The organism is Burkholderia sp. AU16741, assembly GCF_002223345.1.
Classification (GTDB): domain Bacteria; phylum Pseudomonadota; class Gammaproteobacteria; order Burkholderiales; family Burkholderiaceae; genus Burkholderia; species Burkholderia sola.
In genome coordinates, this window is sequence record NZ_NKEZ01000003.1 from 1163397 (window position 1) to 1178328 (window position 14932).

10 protein-coding genes and 2 pseudogenes are annotated in these 14932 nt (G+C 61.0%); all 12 read left to right on the top strand.

What is annotated here, in order from left to right:
- The first annotated feature begins 71 nt into the window (after window positions 1–71).
- The 12 genes and pseudogenes from CFB89_RS07870 (at window position 72) to CFB89_RS07925 (ending at window position 14790) form a co-directional block, all read left to right on the top strand.
- Window positions 72–1994: a PrkA family serine protein kinase gene (locus CFB89_RS07870; protein ID WP_027784391.1), complete on the top strand. Its 1923-nt coding sequence runs from the start codon at window positions 72–74 to the stop codon at window positions 1992–1994.
- A 125-nt stretch (window positions 1995–2119) separates the two neighbouring features.
- Window positions 2120–3388, top strand: a complete 1269-nt coding sequence (locus tag CFB89_RS07875) for a YeaH/YhbH family protein (protein ID WP_089467386.1) — start codon at window positions 2120–2122, stop codon at window positions 3386–3388.
- The gene (locus CFB89_RS07880; protein ID WP_089467387.1) at window positions 3385–5064 is read left to right on the top strand and encodes a SpoVR family protein; all 1680 of its coding nucleotides are present in this window, start codon (window positions 3385–3387) and stop codon (window positions 5062–5064) included. Before CFB89_RS07875 ends, CFB89_RS07880 begins: the two co-directional genes overlap by 4 nt.
- A 232-nt stretch (window positions 5065–5296) precedes the next feature.
- Window positions 5297–6601, top strand: a complete 1305-nt coding sequence (locus CFB89_RS07885; protein ID WP_089467388.1) for an MFS family transporter — start codon at window positions 5297–5299, stop codon at window positions 6599–6601.
- 359 nt (window positions 6602–6960) lie between these two features.
- Window positions 6961–8895: a rhomboid family intramembrane serine protease gene (locus tag CFB89_RS07890; RefSeq protein ID WP_089467389.1), complete on the top strand. Its 1935-nt coding sequence runs from the start codon at window positions 6961–6963 to the stop codon at window positions 8893–8895.
- Window positions 8896–9106: 211 nt separating this feature from the next.
- A pseudogene (locus CFB89_RS07895) lies at window positions 9107–9799 on the top strand (ABC transporter substrate-binding protein); the annotation flags it as partial.
- A gap of 217 nt (window positions 9800–10016) precedes the next feature.
- A complete protein-coding gene (locus CFB89_RS07900) occupies window positions 10017–10490 on the top strand; it encodes an immunity 42 family protein (protein WP_089467390.1) in 474 nt (157 codons plus the stop codon).
- 413 nt (window positions 10491–10903) lie between these two features.
- The gene (bcpI, locus tag CFB89_RS34075) at window positions 10904–11716 is read left to right on the top strand and encodes a contact-dependent inhibition immunity protein BcpI (RefSeq protein ID WP_144030072.1); all 813 of its coding nucleotides are present in this window, start codon (window positions 10904–10906) and stop codon (window positions 11714–11716) included.
- Complete coding sequence (locus CFB89_RS34080; RefSeq protein WP_256979602.1) at window positions 11717–12583, top strand: hypothetical protein; 867 nt, start codon at window positions 11717–11719, stop codon at window positions 12581–12583.
- The gene (locus CFB89_RS07915; RefSeq protein WP_256979603.1) at window positions 12580–12873 is read left to right on the top strand and encodes a hypothetical protein; all 294 of its coding nucleotides are present in this window, start codon (window positions 12580–12582) and stop codon (window positions 12871–12873) included. Before CFB89_RS34080 ends, CFB89_RS07915 begins: the two co-directional genes overlap by 4 nt.
- 56 nt (window positions 12874–12929) lie before the next feature.
- Window positions 12930–13112: a CDI system lipoprotein BcpO gene (gene bcpO, locus CFB89_RS07920; protein ID WP_089467392.1), complete on the top strand. Its 183-nt coding sequence runs from the start codon at window positions 12930–12932 to the stop codon at window positions 13110–13112.
- A gap of 75 nt (window positions 13113–13187) precedes the next feature.
- Window positions 13188–14790 (top strand): annotated as a pseudogene (locus CFB89_RS07925) (ShlB/FhaC/HecB family hemolysin secretion/activation protein).
- Window positions 14791–14932: the final 142 nt, after the last annotated feature.

Below are 14932 nucleotides of genomic sequence, written 5' to 3' on the forward strand. Positions count from 1 at the left end.
TTCGAACGCGCTTGCTTCTGCGCAGTCGTACGAAGGCAGGCACGTCTTCAGACTCAGGCGAGGGAGGTAGCATGGATATTTACAGCAGCTTCGCGAACCGCTTCGAAAAAACGCGAGAGGAAGAGCTCTCGCTGGAGGAGTATCTCGCGCTCTGCAAGAACGATCCATCCGCGTACGCGACGGCTGGTGAACGCATGCTGGAAGCAATCGGGGAACCTGAACAGATCGATACCCGCAACGACCCGCGCCTGTCGCGGATCTTCGCGAACAAGGTCATCAAGGTGTATCCGGCATTCCGTGAGTTCTACGGAATGGAGGAGGTGATCGAGCAGGTGGTCGCATACTTCCGCCACGCTGCGCAAGGTCTTGAAGAGAAGAAGCAGATTCTCTATCTGCTGGGCCCGGTGGGCGGCGGCAAGTCGTCGATCGCCGAGCGCCTGAAGCAACTGATGGAGCGCGTGCCGTTCTATGCGCTGAAGGGCTCGCCCGTCAACGAATCGCCGCTCGGGCTGTTCGACTACGACGAGGATGGCCCGATCCTCGAGGAACAGTACGGCATTCCGCGCCGCTACCTCAAAAGCATCCTGAGTCCGTGGGCGGTCAAGCGCCTGCACGAATACAACGGCGACATCCGCCAGTTCCGCGTGGTGCGCCGCTATCCGTCGATCCTGCGGCAGGTCGGCATCGCGAAGACGGAGCCGGGCGACGAGAACAATCAGGACATCTCGTCGCTGGTGGGCAAGGTCGATATCCGCAAGCTCGAACAGTACGCGCAGGACGATGCCGACGCGTACAGCTACTCGGGCGGCCTGTGTCTCGCGAACCAGGGCCTGCTCGAATTCGTCGAAATGTTCAAGGCGCCGATCAAGGTGCTGCACCCGCTGTTGACCGCCACGCAGGAAGGCAACTTCAAGGGTACCGAAGGTTTCGGCGCGATTCCGTTCGACGGCGTGATTCTTGCGCACTCCAACGAATCGGAGTGGAAGGCGTTCCGCAACAACCGCAACAACGAGGCATTGCTCGACCGGATCTTCGTCGTGAAGGTGCCGTACTGCCTGCGCGTGTCGGAAGAGATCAAGATCTACGAGAAGCTGATCCGCAACTCGTCGCTGGCCGAGGCCGTATGCGCGCCGGGCACGCTGAAGATGATGTCGCAGTTCTCGGTGCTGTCGCGCCTGCACGAGCCGGAGAATTCGAGCCTGTTCTCGAAGATGCAGGTATACGACGGCGAAAACCTGAAGGACACCGATCCGAAGGCGAAGTCGTACCAGGAGTATCGCGACTACGCGGGCGTGGACGAAGGGATGACCGGCGTGTCGACACGCTTCGCGTTCAAGATCCTGTCGCGCGTGTTCAACTTCGATACGAGCGAGGTCGCGGCGAACCCGGTGCATCTGATGTACGTGCTCGAACAGCAGATCGAACGCGAGCAGTTCCCGCCGGAAACCGAGCAGAAGTATCTGTCCTTCGTGAAGGACGTGCTCGCGTCGCGCTACGCGGAGTTCATCGGCAAGGAGATCCAGACGGCGTATCTCGAGTCGTATTCGGAATACGGCCAGAACATCTTCGATCGCTACGTCACGTATGCGGACTTCTGGATCCAGGATCAGGAATTCCGCGATCACGACACGGGCGAGAGCTTCGACCGCGCCGCGCTGAATGCGGAACTGGAGAAGATCGAGAAGCCGGCCGGGATCAGCAATCCGAAGGATTTCCGCAACGAGATCGTCAACTTCGTGTTGCGCGCACGGGCGGCGAACGCCGGCAAGAACCCGGTGTGGACGAGCTACGAGAAGCTGCGCGTCGTGATCGAGAAGAAGATGTTCTCGAACACCGAGGAACTGTTGCCTGTCATTTCATTCAACGCCAAGGGTTCGGCGGAGGAGCAGCGCAAGCATGAGGACTTTGTGAACCGGATGGTCGCGAAGGGCTATACGCCGAAGCAGGTAAGGCTGCTTTGCGACTGGTACCTGCGCGTGCGCAAGTCGTCATGACGCGCGCGGTATCGCGCCCGTACGGCGAGTCCGTACGGGCGCTTTCAGAGGCGCCGCCCGCATGACGGCACACGGCATGCGCGGCGAGTGCCCCGGCAGATCGACTTTCGAGCGGGAGACCGGGAGTGCTTCATCAAATCATCGACCGCAGGCTGGCCGGCAAGAACAAGAGCATCGCCAATCGCGAACGCTTTCTGCGTCGCGTCAAGAACTACATTCGTCGTGCCGTGTCCGACGCGGTGCGCGGCCGTAGCATCAAGGATATCCAGAGCACGCAGAGCATCACGATCCCGCGCAAGGACATCGCGGAGCCGAATTTCCGGCACGCGCCGGGCGGGCGTCGCGAATACGTGCACCCGGGTAATGAAGACTACGTGCGCGGCGACAAGATTCCGCGTCCGCAGGGCGGCTCGGGCGGCGGCGGCAGTCAGGCGAGCAACGAGGGTGAAGGGCAGGACGACTTCGTGTTCGAGCTGTCGCGCGACGAGTTCATGCAGTACTTCTTCGACGATCTCGAACTGCCGCGCCTCGTGAAGACGCACCTGCTGACGGTGCCGAGCTGGAAGAACGTGCGCGCGGGCTGGTCGGCGGAAGGCACGCCGAACAACATCGACGTCGTGCGTTCGCTGCGCAGCGCGCTCGGCCGGCGCATCGCGCTCGGTTCGCCGCTCGTCAACGAGCTGCGCGAGCTCGAGGCGCAGCTTGAAGCGCTGAAGAGCGACCCCGAAGACCGCCGCGCGGAAATCGCGACGCTCGAGGCCGAGATTCATCACCTGAAAGGGCGCATCTGGCGGATTCCGTTCATCGATCCGTTCGACCTGCGCTACATCAACCGCGTGAAGCAGCCGCAACCGTCGAGCCAGGCCGTGATGTTCTGCCTGATGGACGTGTCGGGGTCGATGGACGAGCAGCGCAAGGATCTCGCGAAGCGCTTCTTCATCCTGCTTTACCTGTTCCTCAAGCGCAACTACGAGCGCATCGAAGTCGTGTTCATCCGTCACCACACGCGCGCCGAGGAAGTCGACGAGGACACCTTCTTCCACTCGACCGAAAGCGGCGGCACGGTCGTGTCGAGCGCGCTCGAACTGATGCGCAAGGTGATGGACGAGCGCTACTCGCCGACCGAGTGGAACATCTACGGCGCGCAGGCGTCCGACGGCGACAACTGGACTGACGATTCGCCCAAGTGTCGCAAAATCCTGGAAGAGGATATCCTCACCAAGACGCGTTACTTCGCGTATATCCAGGTCGCGCCGGAAGAGCAGAATCTGTGGCTGGAATACGCGCAACTGGCCTTGTCGCAACCGCATCTCGCGATGAAAAAAGTGGAATCGGCTGCGGACATTTACCCGGTGTTTCGCGAATTGTTCGAAAAGCAGGTGGAAATGTCATGACGACCCGCCACCTGCACAACGAGTCGCGCGGCTACGAGCCGCGCCCCTCCGGCGACGACACGGCCGGCCCTGCCGCACCGCAGCAACGCGCGCAGGCCGAACCGCCGCCGCCGGCCGCCGACTTGCCCGGTTCCGGGCAGAAGGAAGCGCGTATGAACGTTGCCGAACGCAAGCCGCTGCCGTGCCCGTCCGACTGGACGTTCGAATTGCTCGAGGAATACGACACGCACATCGCGCAGGTCGCCGAACAATACGAGCTCGACATCTACCCGATCCAGCTCGAACTGATCAGCGCCGAGCAGATGATGGATGCGTATGCGTCGGTCGGGATGCCCGTCAACTACCGTCACTGGTCGTTCGGCAAGCACTTCCTCGCGACCGAGAAGAGCTACCGCCGCGGCCAGATGGGCCTCGCCTACGAAATCGTCATCAATTCGAACCCGTGCATCGCGTATCTGATGGAAGAGAACACGATGACGATGCAGGCGCTCGTCATCGCGCACGCGGCGTATGGGCACAATTCGTTCTTCAAGGGCAACTACCTGTTCCGGCTGTGGACCGACGCGCACGCGATCATCGACTATCTGGTGTACGCGAAGAACTATGTCGCGGAATGCGAGGAGCGCTACGGCCTCGATCGCGTCGAGGAACTGCTCGACTCGTGCCATGCGCTGATGAACTACGGCGTCGACCGCTACAAGCGGCCGCAGAAACCGTCGCTGTCGAAGGAAGCGGCGCTGCGGCGCGAGCGCGAGGCGTACCTGCAGTCGCAGGTCAACGAGCTGTGGCGCACGCTGCCGGGCAAGAAACCCGAGCTCACGGAGGAGCAGGACGACCGCTATCCGTCCGAGCCGCAGGAGAACCTGCTGTATTTCGCTGAGAAGAATGCGCCGCTGCTCGAGCCGTGGGAGCGGGAAGTGATCCGCATCGTGCGCAAGATCGGCCAGTATTTCTATCCGCAGCGGCAGACGCAGGTGATGAACGAAGGCTGGGCGACGTTCTGGCACTACACGCTGCTCAATACGCTGTACAACCAGGGGAAGCTGGAAGACGGCTTCATGATGGAGTTCCTGCATTCGCACAGCAACGTGGTCTACCAGCCGCCCGTCACGAAGCCGTACTACAGCGGGATCAACCCGTATGCGCTCGGTTTTTCGATGATGAGCGACATCCGACGGATCTGCGAAGCGCCGACGGAGGAAGACTACAAGTGGTTTCCGGAGATCGCGGGCACGCCGTGGCTGCCGGCGATGCACTACGCGATGCGCAACTTCAAGGACGAGAGCTTCATCGCGCAGTACCTGTCGCCGAACCTGATCCGCGAGATGCGGCTCTTCTCGGTGCTCGACGACGACATGCGCGATTCGCTCGAGGTCTCGGCGATCCACGACGACTCCGGCTACCAGTACGTGCGGCAGGCGTTGTCGCGGCAGTACGACATCCATCACCGCGAGCCGAACATCCAGGTGTGGGCCGTCAACACGCGCGGCGACCGCAGCCTCACGCTGCGCCACTTCATGACCGACAACCGCCACCTGTCGAACGACAGCGACGAAGTGCTCAAGCACATGGCGCGGCTCTGGCAGTTCGACGTGTACCTGGAAAGCGTCGACGAGGCCGGCACCGTGCGCAAGCGCTACGAGTGCCGCTACGTGCCGCCGGAAGTGCGCGTGTGATCGTCGCGTCGACCATGTTTGCATCGGACGCCAGCCTTCGGGCTGGCGTTTTCATATGACGAACGCGTGGCGGGAGAAAAATCTTCTACATCGGGACGAACCCGGAGCGCTTGTTACTTTACATTTCGCTAAAATCCCCTAGCGCCGTGCGCCGGAACCGGTGCCACGTGCGATCGCACGCGGCGGCCCCAGCCGTCTCGCCCAGAAAGTACTACAAGGAACAGACCACCCCATGGACGTCCAGACCGACCAAGCTGCGCTGTCCGCGCACGACACCCGGCGGCGCGTGTTCGCCATCGTCGGCGCCTCATCGGGCAACCTCGTCGAATGGTTCGACTTCTACATCTACTCGTTCTGCGCGCTGTACTTCGCGCCGGCGTTCTTCCCGAGCGGCAACACGACGACGCAGCTGCTGAACACGGCGGGCGTGTTCGCGGCCGGCTTCCTGATGCGTCCGATCGGCGGCTGGCTGTTCGGCCGCATCGCCGACCGCCACGGCAGGCGCACGGCGATGATGATCTCCGTGCTGATGATGTGCGGCGGGTCGCTGGTGATCGCGGTGCTGCCGACCTATGCGCAGATCGGCGCGCTCGCGCCGGCGCTGCTGCTGGTCGCGCGCCTGTTCCAGGGCTTGTCGGTGGGTGGCGAGTACGGGACGAGCGCGACCTACATGAGTGAAGTCGCGCTGAAGGGGCGGCGCGGCTTCTTCGCGTCGTTCCAGTACGTGACGCTAATCGGCGGCCAGCTGTGCGCACTCCTGGTGCTCGTGATCCTGCAGCAGACGCTGTCGGCCGGCGAGCTGAAAGCGTGGGGCTGGCGCATTCCGTTCGTGGTCGGCGCGGCGGCCGCGCTGATTTCGCTGTACCTGCGCAAGTCGCTCGACGAGACGTCGACGAGCGCATCGCGCGACAAGAAGGATGCCGGCACGATCCGCGGCGTATGGCAGCACAAGGGCGCGTTCTTCACGGTGGTCGGCTTCACGGCCGGCGGCTCGCTGATCTTCTACACGTTCACGACGTACATGCAGAAGTACCTCGTGAATACCGCCGGCATGCATGCGAAGACGGCCAGCAACGTGATGACCGTCGCGCTGCTCGTCTACATGCTGATGCAGCCGGTGTTCGGCGCGCTGTCGGACAAGATCGGCCGCCGCACGTCGATGATCCTGTTCGGTTCGTTCGCGGTGATCGGCACGGTGCCGCTGATGCATGCGCTGAAGACCGTGACGAGCCCGGTCGCCGCGTTCGTGCTGATCACGGTGGCGCTGGCGATCGTCAGCTTCTACACGTCGATCAGCGGCCTGATCAAGGCCGAGATGTTCCCGCCGGAAGTGCGCGCGATGGGCGTCGGCCTGTCGTATGCGGTGGCGAACGCGATCTTCGGCGGCTCGGCCGAGTACGTCGCGCTGTGGTTCAAGTCGATCGGCAGCGAGGAAACGTTCTACTGGTACGTGACCGTGCTGTGCGCGATCTCGCTGATCGTGTCGTGGCGGATGCGCGATCCGAGCAAGGAAGGGTATCTGCGTCACGAGCCGTGATCGGCCGCGTGTTGCGCGCTCGTGCATCATGACGAACGTCCCGCCGATCGGCGGGACGTTTTTTTGCGACGGGCGATGACGCGTGCGGTGGTCGTGGCGGCTCGACCCGGGGAATGTCGACATGAGCGCGGCCCGTCATATCGATATGGAAATCGATTCGTTGTCCGTGGCGCGCGATTTCCTTAATCTGGCTGCGTAGTTCCTGTGACACCTCCTTGACTGGGATTCGCGCCCGCTGCGTGCAGCGGGCGTCTTTTTATTCCGGATCCGCAGGCCAGTGTCGCCACGTTCTCCTGACGGGACGCGAAATATAATGGCGCTCGCGCGGCTTGCGCGCGGCAACCCATACCAAGATCCCTATGAGAGAACAACAACGCCCGATGCCGTGGCTGACGATTCTGCTGGCCGTCGTCAATGCAGTCATCTTTATGCTGATGTGGCGGCAAGCGTCGTATGGCCCGCTATCGAACGGGCTATTGCTCGACTGGGGCGCGAACTTCGCGCCCTATACGCTTACCGGGCAGCCGTGGCGGCTGCTGACCAGCGCGTTCCTGCACGGCGGCTGGACGCATCTCGCGCTGAACCTGTACATGCTCGTCGTGCTCGGCGCCGTGCTCGAACGCGTCGGCGGGACGCTGCGATTCGGCGTCGTCTATCTGCTGTCCGCACTCGGCGGCTCGTTGTTGAGCGCGCTGTGGCATGGCTATCACGAGGTCGCCGGCACCAGCCTCGCGTTCGGTGTCGCGCTTCAGACGAGCGGCATCAAGCCGGTCGTGAGCGTCGGCGCGTCGGGCGCGCTGATGGGGCTGGCCGGTGCGGCCGCGGCCTTCGCGCTGCGCCGCGCGCGCGAAGGCGGGCACGACGCGCCGGGCGTGATCAACCTCGGTGCGGTCGGGCAGGTGATCGCGATCAATCTCGCGTCGGGCTTCTTCATCGGCGGCATCGACCAGGCCGCGCATCTCGGCGGCGTGATCGCCGGCTTCGTCGCCGGCTGGTTGATCTACGGCGCCGGCGGGCCGGGGCAGGTCCGCGGCGGTGTCGTCGTGCCGCTCATGCTTGCGGTGCTCGGCAGCGCCGCGATGCTGTTCGCCGCGCAGCGGGCCGGCAGCGAGGAATTGCAGGCGTGGCGTGTCGAGATGGATCGGGAGATGGCGCACGACGCCGCGCAGCGTCAGGCGAAACGGCAGGCGGCGGCGATCGACGCGCAGATCCGCGACGACGAGCAGCACCGTCCGGCACCGGTGTCAGCCGAGCAGGCCGCCGGCACGGTCGTGCCGGTCGGCAAGTCGCCGTACGCGATGGTGCTCGGAGCATCCGGCAAGCGCCTGTACGTGACCGACATCGACGCGAACACGCTCGTCGTCGTCGACGTCAATCGACGCGCGGTCGTGCGCACCGTCACGGGCGAGCCGTTCAAGACGGGGCTCGACGGCTGCCCGGGCAATATGTGCCGCGGGCGCGGCGCGAGCGGCGTCTATGTGAGCCCGGACGAGCGGTACGCCTACGTCGCGTCGATGCGCCAGAACGGCCTCGTGCGGATCGACCTGAACAGCGGCGCGATCGTCGACGGCGTGGCGCTTGGCCGGTTTCCGCGCGCGGTCGTCGCGTCCGCCTCGAACGACAGGCTCTACGTGCTGAACAGCCTCGATGACACGATCTCCGTCGTCAGCCTCGCGCACTGGCCGCAGGTCATCGCGACGCTGCCGCTCGGCGAGCACGATGCGGCGGGCGTCGAGTTCGGCCGCGCGCTGTCGATGTGGTTGTCGCCCGATGGCCGGCGACTGTATGCCTACGCGATGCAGAAGGGCGCGATCGTCGCGTTCGATACGGCGACGAATGCCCCGGTCCAGACCTATCCGGTCGATCAGGATTTCATTCAGGCGATGCCGGGCGCGAACGGTGCGGGAACGTGGTTCTACAACGCGTCGTCGGTGCAGTGGCGCGACGCGTCGAGCCTGGTCGCGCGCGACAGCTATCCGGTCTGCCAGACGTCGATGCACGGTTTCGACGGCAATGGCGACGGCACGCTGATCGCGGTGACCGGATACGACGACAAGCCGTTGCGCGTGATCAAGACCGCGACGCGCCGCACGGTCGGCGAATTTCCGGTGACGGGCGGCGTGTCGCAGGCCATCTTCGCGCCGGACCACCGCACGCTGTTCGCACTTGGCGCATCGGGCACGCTGTCGTTCCTGAGCATGGACCGGTCGCTCGACTACCTGCAGGACAATGGCGACGGTGAATTTCTGTGTGCGGTGTCCACCGCCGGCGGCACGGATGACGGCGACGAGTGAGCGCGAGCGTGGGGCGGCGTGATGAACGCGCGCGATGCGTGGGCCGCGCTTCATCACGAAATCCGCAGAGCAAAGCGCCATTTGTTGGTTCGGATTCGCCGCACGCGCTGATACGTTAGTGGCTTCGCGACGGCATACTCCGTCGCGATGTGCTTCGAACCGTGCCGCCGCGCGATCCGCGGCGGCCTCCATGACAAATCAGGTCGTGCTCATGAAAATCAACACGCTCGCTGCGTGGCTCATCGGGGTCGCGCTCATCACCGCAGGCACCGTCGCGCATGCGGATCGTCTGGACGACATCAAGAAGGCCGGCGTGCTGCGCGTCGCGACGTTCGACAGCAATCCGCCGTTCGGCTATGTCGACGCGAAAAGCAACCACATCGTCGGTCTCGACGTCGATTACGCGAAGGCGCTTGCCGACACGCTCGGCGTGAAGCTGCAACTGCAACCGACCAACCCCGCGAACCGCATCCCGTTCCTGACGTCCGGCAAGGTCGATCTCGTGGTCGCGAACTTCACGATCACCGACGAGCGCGCGAAGCAGGTCGACTTCAGCATCCCGTATTTCTCGTCGGGCCAGCAGTTTCTCGCGAAGAAGGGCGTGCTGAAGTCGGCCGACCAGCTGAACGGCCTGCGCGTCGGCGCGGACAAGGGCACGACCAACGAGATCACGCTGCGCGAGAAATTCCCGAAGGCGACGATCGTCGCGTACGACGACACGCCGTTCGCATTCGCCGCGCTGCGCGCGGGCAACGTGCAGGCGATCACTCAGGATGGCCCGAAGCTGATCGGCCTGCTCGCGAACGTGCCGGACAAGCAGAACTACGAGATCCCGGCGTTTACGATCTCGAACGACTACATGGGCGTCGGCGTGCCGAAGGGCGAAACCAGCCTGCTCGGGTACTGAACCTGGCAATTCGCTGGACCTGTTTAACTCCTCAATTCCGGGAGGGGACAACGTGCGTTATGCTATCGATTCCCGCGGCAACATCAATCGATTCTACTCGGACGGAAATGGCGTTTATCACTGGTCCGGCTCTACTGGCGATTTATCCGCGCCGCTCAACGTTTCGAAGATTCCGATCGACGTCAGACGATCACTCGGTTTTAAGGGGAAGTAAATGTTATCTGGCAACCCTGATACGTTCGCCATTTGGTTCGACTCAGTTGAATCTTGGTCGACCGATAGTTTCAAGAATGGATGCTTTGGTTGCTTCGTCGCGGGAGAATTGATTTGGTCCCTGCGGTCTACGATCGGAGTCGATCTTCATGGACTAAGTCTGCTGAACGCCATGAATCATCCTGTCGAAAACGAGGAGGTGTTTAATTTGCCGCTGGATTCTGCATATAAGCGACTTTGCAAACTCGCTTTTCCCTCAATTGATTCGGGTGCCGAGGTCAGCGATTTCACGCATCTCGTATCACCGGAAAGCCTCTCTGATGAAGGGTATTACCTCTTTCTTGTGGAGCTCGGAGAGCGGGCGAAGCTGATCTCTGGGGTCAGGGAAGACCTTAGCAGTGTTCGGCAAGTTATTTTGAAACGCGGAGAATTTCAAGATGTCGTGAGGGGGGCGATTGAGAAGTCTACGGTATAGAAGAATGGATTGCGAACTGAGGTTGGCAGCACGCTGAACACAGTCGGCGCGCTTGCACTGGCCTTGATAAGGAGTGGTTTCATAAAGCAGTTCAGTCCACCGGAGGATATTCCAGAAGATCAGCAACAACTGAACGATCGATGGAACTGAATCACGAGCCCGTCCCCGCCCGTGATGGTGGGAAGGAATTCGTGCCTCGGTGGCCGCAAGACCATGCAAAAGTAGATCCGTATCGCAGACTGGGATATTGACATGACGAACATCTCATTAGCGCAGCGTTTCCAAGAAGCTAGAGCACCCAAAATTGAAGTTGACGGGCCGGTGCGTCGGCAAGCAGGGCATTGACATCCTTGTCAAGGGTCTGTCGTTGACTCTAACGGGATGGTGATAGTAAAAGTCCCTCGGAATACGCCATGAGCAATCAAGTAGCCTTGGAAAAGTTGATGAATCTCGTTCGGAATGAGCAGAAGTTGCTACCTGAGCTCGTTCATGACGCCGTATATCGGCGAACAAAAGTCCGCCTTGGTGCAGTCTACAGTGGGCTGGCAAGCCGCGCACGTTCGCAAGCTGTTGTTGATTATTTTGGAGATAGCGATATATCAGCCAGCAAGCAGAATTTCTATCTATCTTCAAAGCTTTCTATTGAGAGCAGTGGTTTGGATGGAGGTGCTAGTTTCACAACGGGACTTGAGTTGCTTTGTGCAATTCTATCCGATGATCAGGGCATTATCGAGCGAGCTGCAAAGGTTGAGACCTCAGTCCTGCTTGACGGAAGAGGCGATCCAAAATCGGCAGCGGCACTGCAATACAGATTCCAGCTCGCGATCTTGGGTAAAGATCGGGAGCTGGAGGCGCTTATCGAGGAAGTGAGGAAAAAGGGAATCAAGGCTGATCGGCAAGCGATCGAAAGCGGCGAGTATTTTTTCTCCTTACTTCTATCGCGCGATGCTGCGGGATTGAGGTCGCTGATCGAGAAGCGGCACGCAAACATCAAGAGCGCTTGGCCGGATTTGGAGGACTTCATCTCATATCTTGGGACGCTTGAGACAAAGATTTGCTGGCGTCGTGGAATCCAAATTGAAGTCGATCATCCGCTTGTGCCGATGGGGCTGATGCCGGTCAAGCCTCTCGATCACTACGATGACGTCTACGATTTTCTGAAGTCGGGGTGGGTGCCGCCTTCGCAGGGGCTAATTGGCCGAGTTTCCCAATGGTTTAAGTCGTAATTGGCCGACATCCGACTCAATCAGGCCGCAAACGCCTTTCTGAATCAAGCGCATGGGTTGCTTCCTGCTGATGGAAATAGTGGCCCCGGATATATGTTCTACGCGACGCCGGATCAAAAGGCCAACGTAGCGATGTACGGGAAGTATTATCCGAATGGCGTAGGCATGAATGTGCCGCCTGCACAAGCGGTCGCGAGTTCGGCCAATCGAGACAAGGCTCAGCAGGAAAAGTACAGTACGCTAACTTCCTCTGCCGCAGCGGTGGCCGCATTGGTAACGGGCGGCGTGGCGTTGTTTCCGGACACAGCGACAGCAATTGGTACAGCGATCAAGGCTTGTGCGGCGAATCCGATCCTCTGCGGAAATCAGGCGGCGATCACTGTCGGCGATTTGGCTGCTGGCGGAGCGATGCCGGCCGGCACGGGGGCGGCTGTAGCGGGTGCCGGGGCTGCTGCCGCTGGCAAGCTGATCGGTTCGACGGAAAACCTAACCGCAGCTGAGCGCGGCTTCATCAACGAGATGGTGAGCGGCGGCCGAACTGTCGAGGTGATTCCGTCGAGTAACGTTGGCCGGTCCGGCGACTTCCTTATCGATGGCAAGAAGTACGAACTCAAGACGATGACCAACGTGGTAAAGCAGGATTCCGACGGATTGTCGAAGGCGATTTCGAGCACGGCGATGGACGCGCGCGGGCAATCCGGTGGCATTATTATCGATGCAAGGAATCAGGCTGGCATGACGCCGGAAATTGCAACGCGTGGAATTAGTCGAGCATTGAGTCGTGATAGTGGATCTGGAGAAAAAATTCAAAGCATTACTATTATTACTTCACAGGGGACGGTGTACGTCCCGAGGGTGCCGAAATGACAGCTTTGATTAATGGATATCCGACAGTAGAGGAATTAAGAAATAGAATTCTGCGTCAATTGGAATGGCGAGGCCCTACGGCCGAGGTCGCGTCTGTGTGGCGCGGCTATTTAACTGCACTTCTTGAGTGGGGGCTTTTAGAGATTTCTGATCATGACACATTGGCTTCACTGCTTCCTGTTAAAGGGGTCAAAGAGGTTGTGGAACTTTCTGCTGATGAGCCGCTGGATAAAGAAACTGACGCTTATATTGATGAGAAAATGAAGCTGGACGAAGATAAATGGAAATGATTGCGTGAGGGGAAAAGGGGATTTTGAAAGCAATATTTTTAATCACGTCGGTTGCTATGCTTGCCTTGCTCGCGGCATGTGAAACAGTGCCACCCGACGCGCCGCCGCGCCCGCCTTCCAAACCAGAGATGTCGCCCGTCCTTCCTTCATGGTCGACCATGACGTGGGTGATGGGGTTCTGGAAATGGAGTGGGACGGAGTGGGTCTGGATTCCTGGTCACCTTGCCCCCAAACCCTAAAACAAACTCAACGCACGCTTACGAATGAGAATCAGCACGCCCGTCGTCCTTCTGTCGATTGCTTTCCTTGTACCAATGACGGGATATACACAGCAGGCCCAGACGCATGCGGACCAAGCCGCCGCAGCACGGGCGAACGCCGAGCAGGATCGACAGGCGCAGCAGCACCGTGACGTGCAGCAGCGCGACGCGGCCGTGCGTACTCCTTCCGTGCGTTCCGATGTACCGAAGGCCGAAGCGTATCCGGCGCTTCCTGCCGAAACGCCGTGCATGGCTGAACCACTACGCAGGGCAATGCGTCGGTAAGCAAGGCGTCGACGTGTTAGTCAAAGGGCTATCCCAGGCAATTCTGGCGCGCGGCTACGTCACGACACGCGTGCTCGTTCCCGAGCAAGACCTATCGACCGGCACGCTCAAACTCTCGCTGATTCCGGGCACGATTCACCATGTGCGCTTCGCTGATGAAAAACTGCGGGGTACATGGAAAACAGCTTTCCCCACCCGCGACGGTGAGGTGCTGAACCTGCGCGACCTCGAACAAGGCCTCGAGCAAATGAAGCGCGTATCGAGCCAGGACGTGTCGATGCAAATCGTTCCGGGCGAACATCCTGGCGAAAGCGACGTCGTGCTCGACGTAAAGCGCGGCAAGCCGTGGACGGTCGTCGCATCGGTCGACAACGCCGGCACGCGCGCGACCGGCAAGCTGCAAGGCAACCTGTCGCTTGGCATCGACAACCCACTCGGCTTGAACGACGTCTTCAACATCGGCGTGAGCCAGGATCTCGAATTCGGCGACAAGCGCCTTGGCTCGCACGGCTGGAACAGCTTCTACTCGATTCCATGGGGCTACTGGACGGCCACGCTGTCCGCCTACACGAACACGTACTACCAGCAGATTGCCGGCGTGAACCAGACATTCGTCGCGAGCGGCAATTCGAAGACGGTTGATTTCAAGTTGGCCCGCGTGTTGTCGCGTAGTCAGAACGACGTATTCGGCGCCTACGTTCGCCTGTCGCGCCGTTTCGGACAAAGCTTTATCGAAGACACCGAGATCTCACAGCAGCGCCGCAATAACACGATGATCGAACTCGGCCTGACCGATCGCCACTACTTCGGCGGCGCACAGCTCGACGACTCGCTTGCATATCGTCAAGGTGTCGGTGGATTGGGCGCACAGGACGACACGTTGGCGGCCGGTGGCGGGCCAACCTATCGCTTCAAGATGGCGGTGTTCGACGCGAACCTGTCGGTGCCGTTCGCGATCGGCAAGCAGCCATTCCGCTATGTCGGCACATTCCACGGCCAGTACACCGGGAACACGCTGTACTACATCGACGACCTGACGATCGGCAGCCGCTACACGGTACGCGGCTTCGACGGTGAAACGATGCTGGCCGCCGCACGCGGCTTCTACTGGCGCAACGAACTGCAGGCGGCGATCGGCCAGACGGGGCAGGCACTTTATGCGGGACTCGACTATGGTCGCGTATGGGGCCCGCAGCCTGTCGTCCTCGTCGGGACGCAATTGGCCGGCGCCGTGATCGGCATAAAGGGCAGCGTGGGCACGCGATTCGGAGCCTATGCGTACGATTGCTTCGCGGGTACGCCTATCTACAAGCCGTCGGGTTTTCCGACTGCGCGAGTGACGCTCGGTTTTCAGCTGACTGCTCAGTTCTGAATAAACGCGGTCTTGTTTGTCATGACGGAACCTATCTCGGTCAATTGCGAGGGGTAAGTGCACCCCGCCGGCGGTATCGGGCGGAGGTCTGCCCTTATCCCGCACCAAAACGTCGGCTCAAGCCCGTGACCAGCCGACGGTG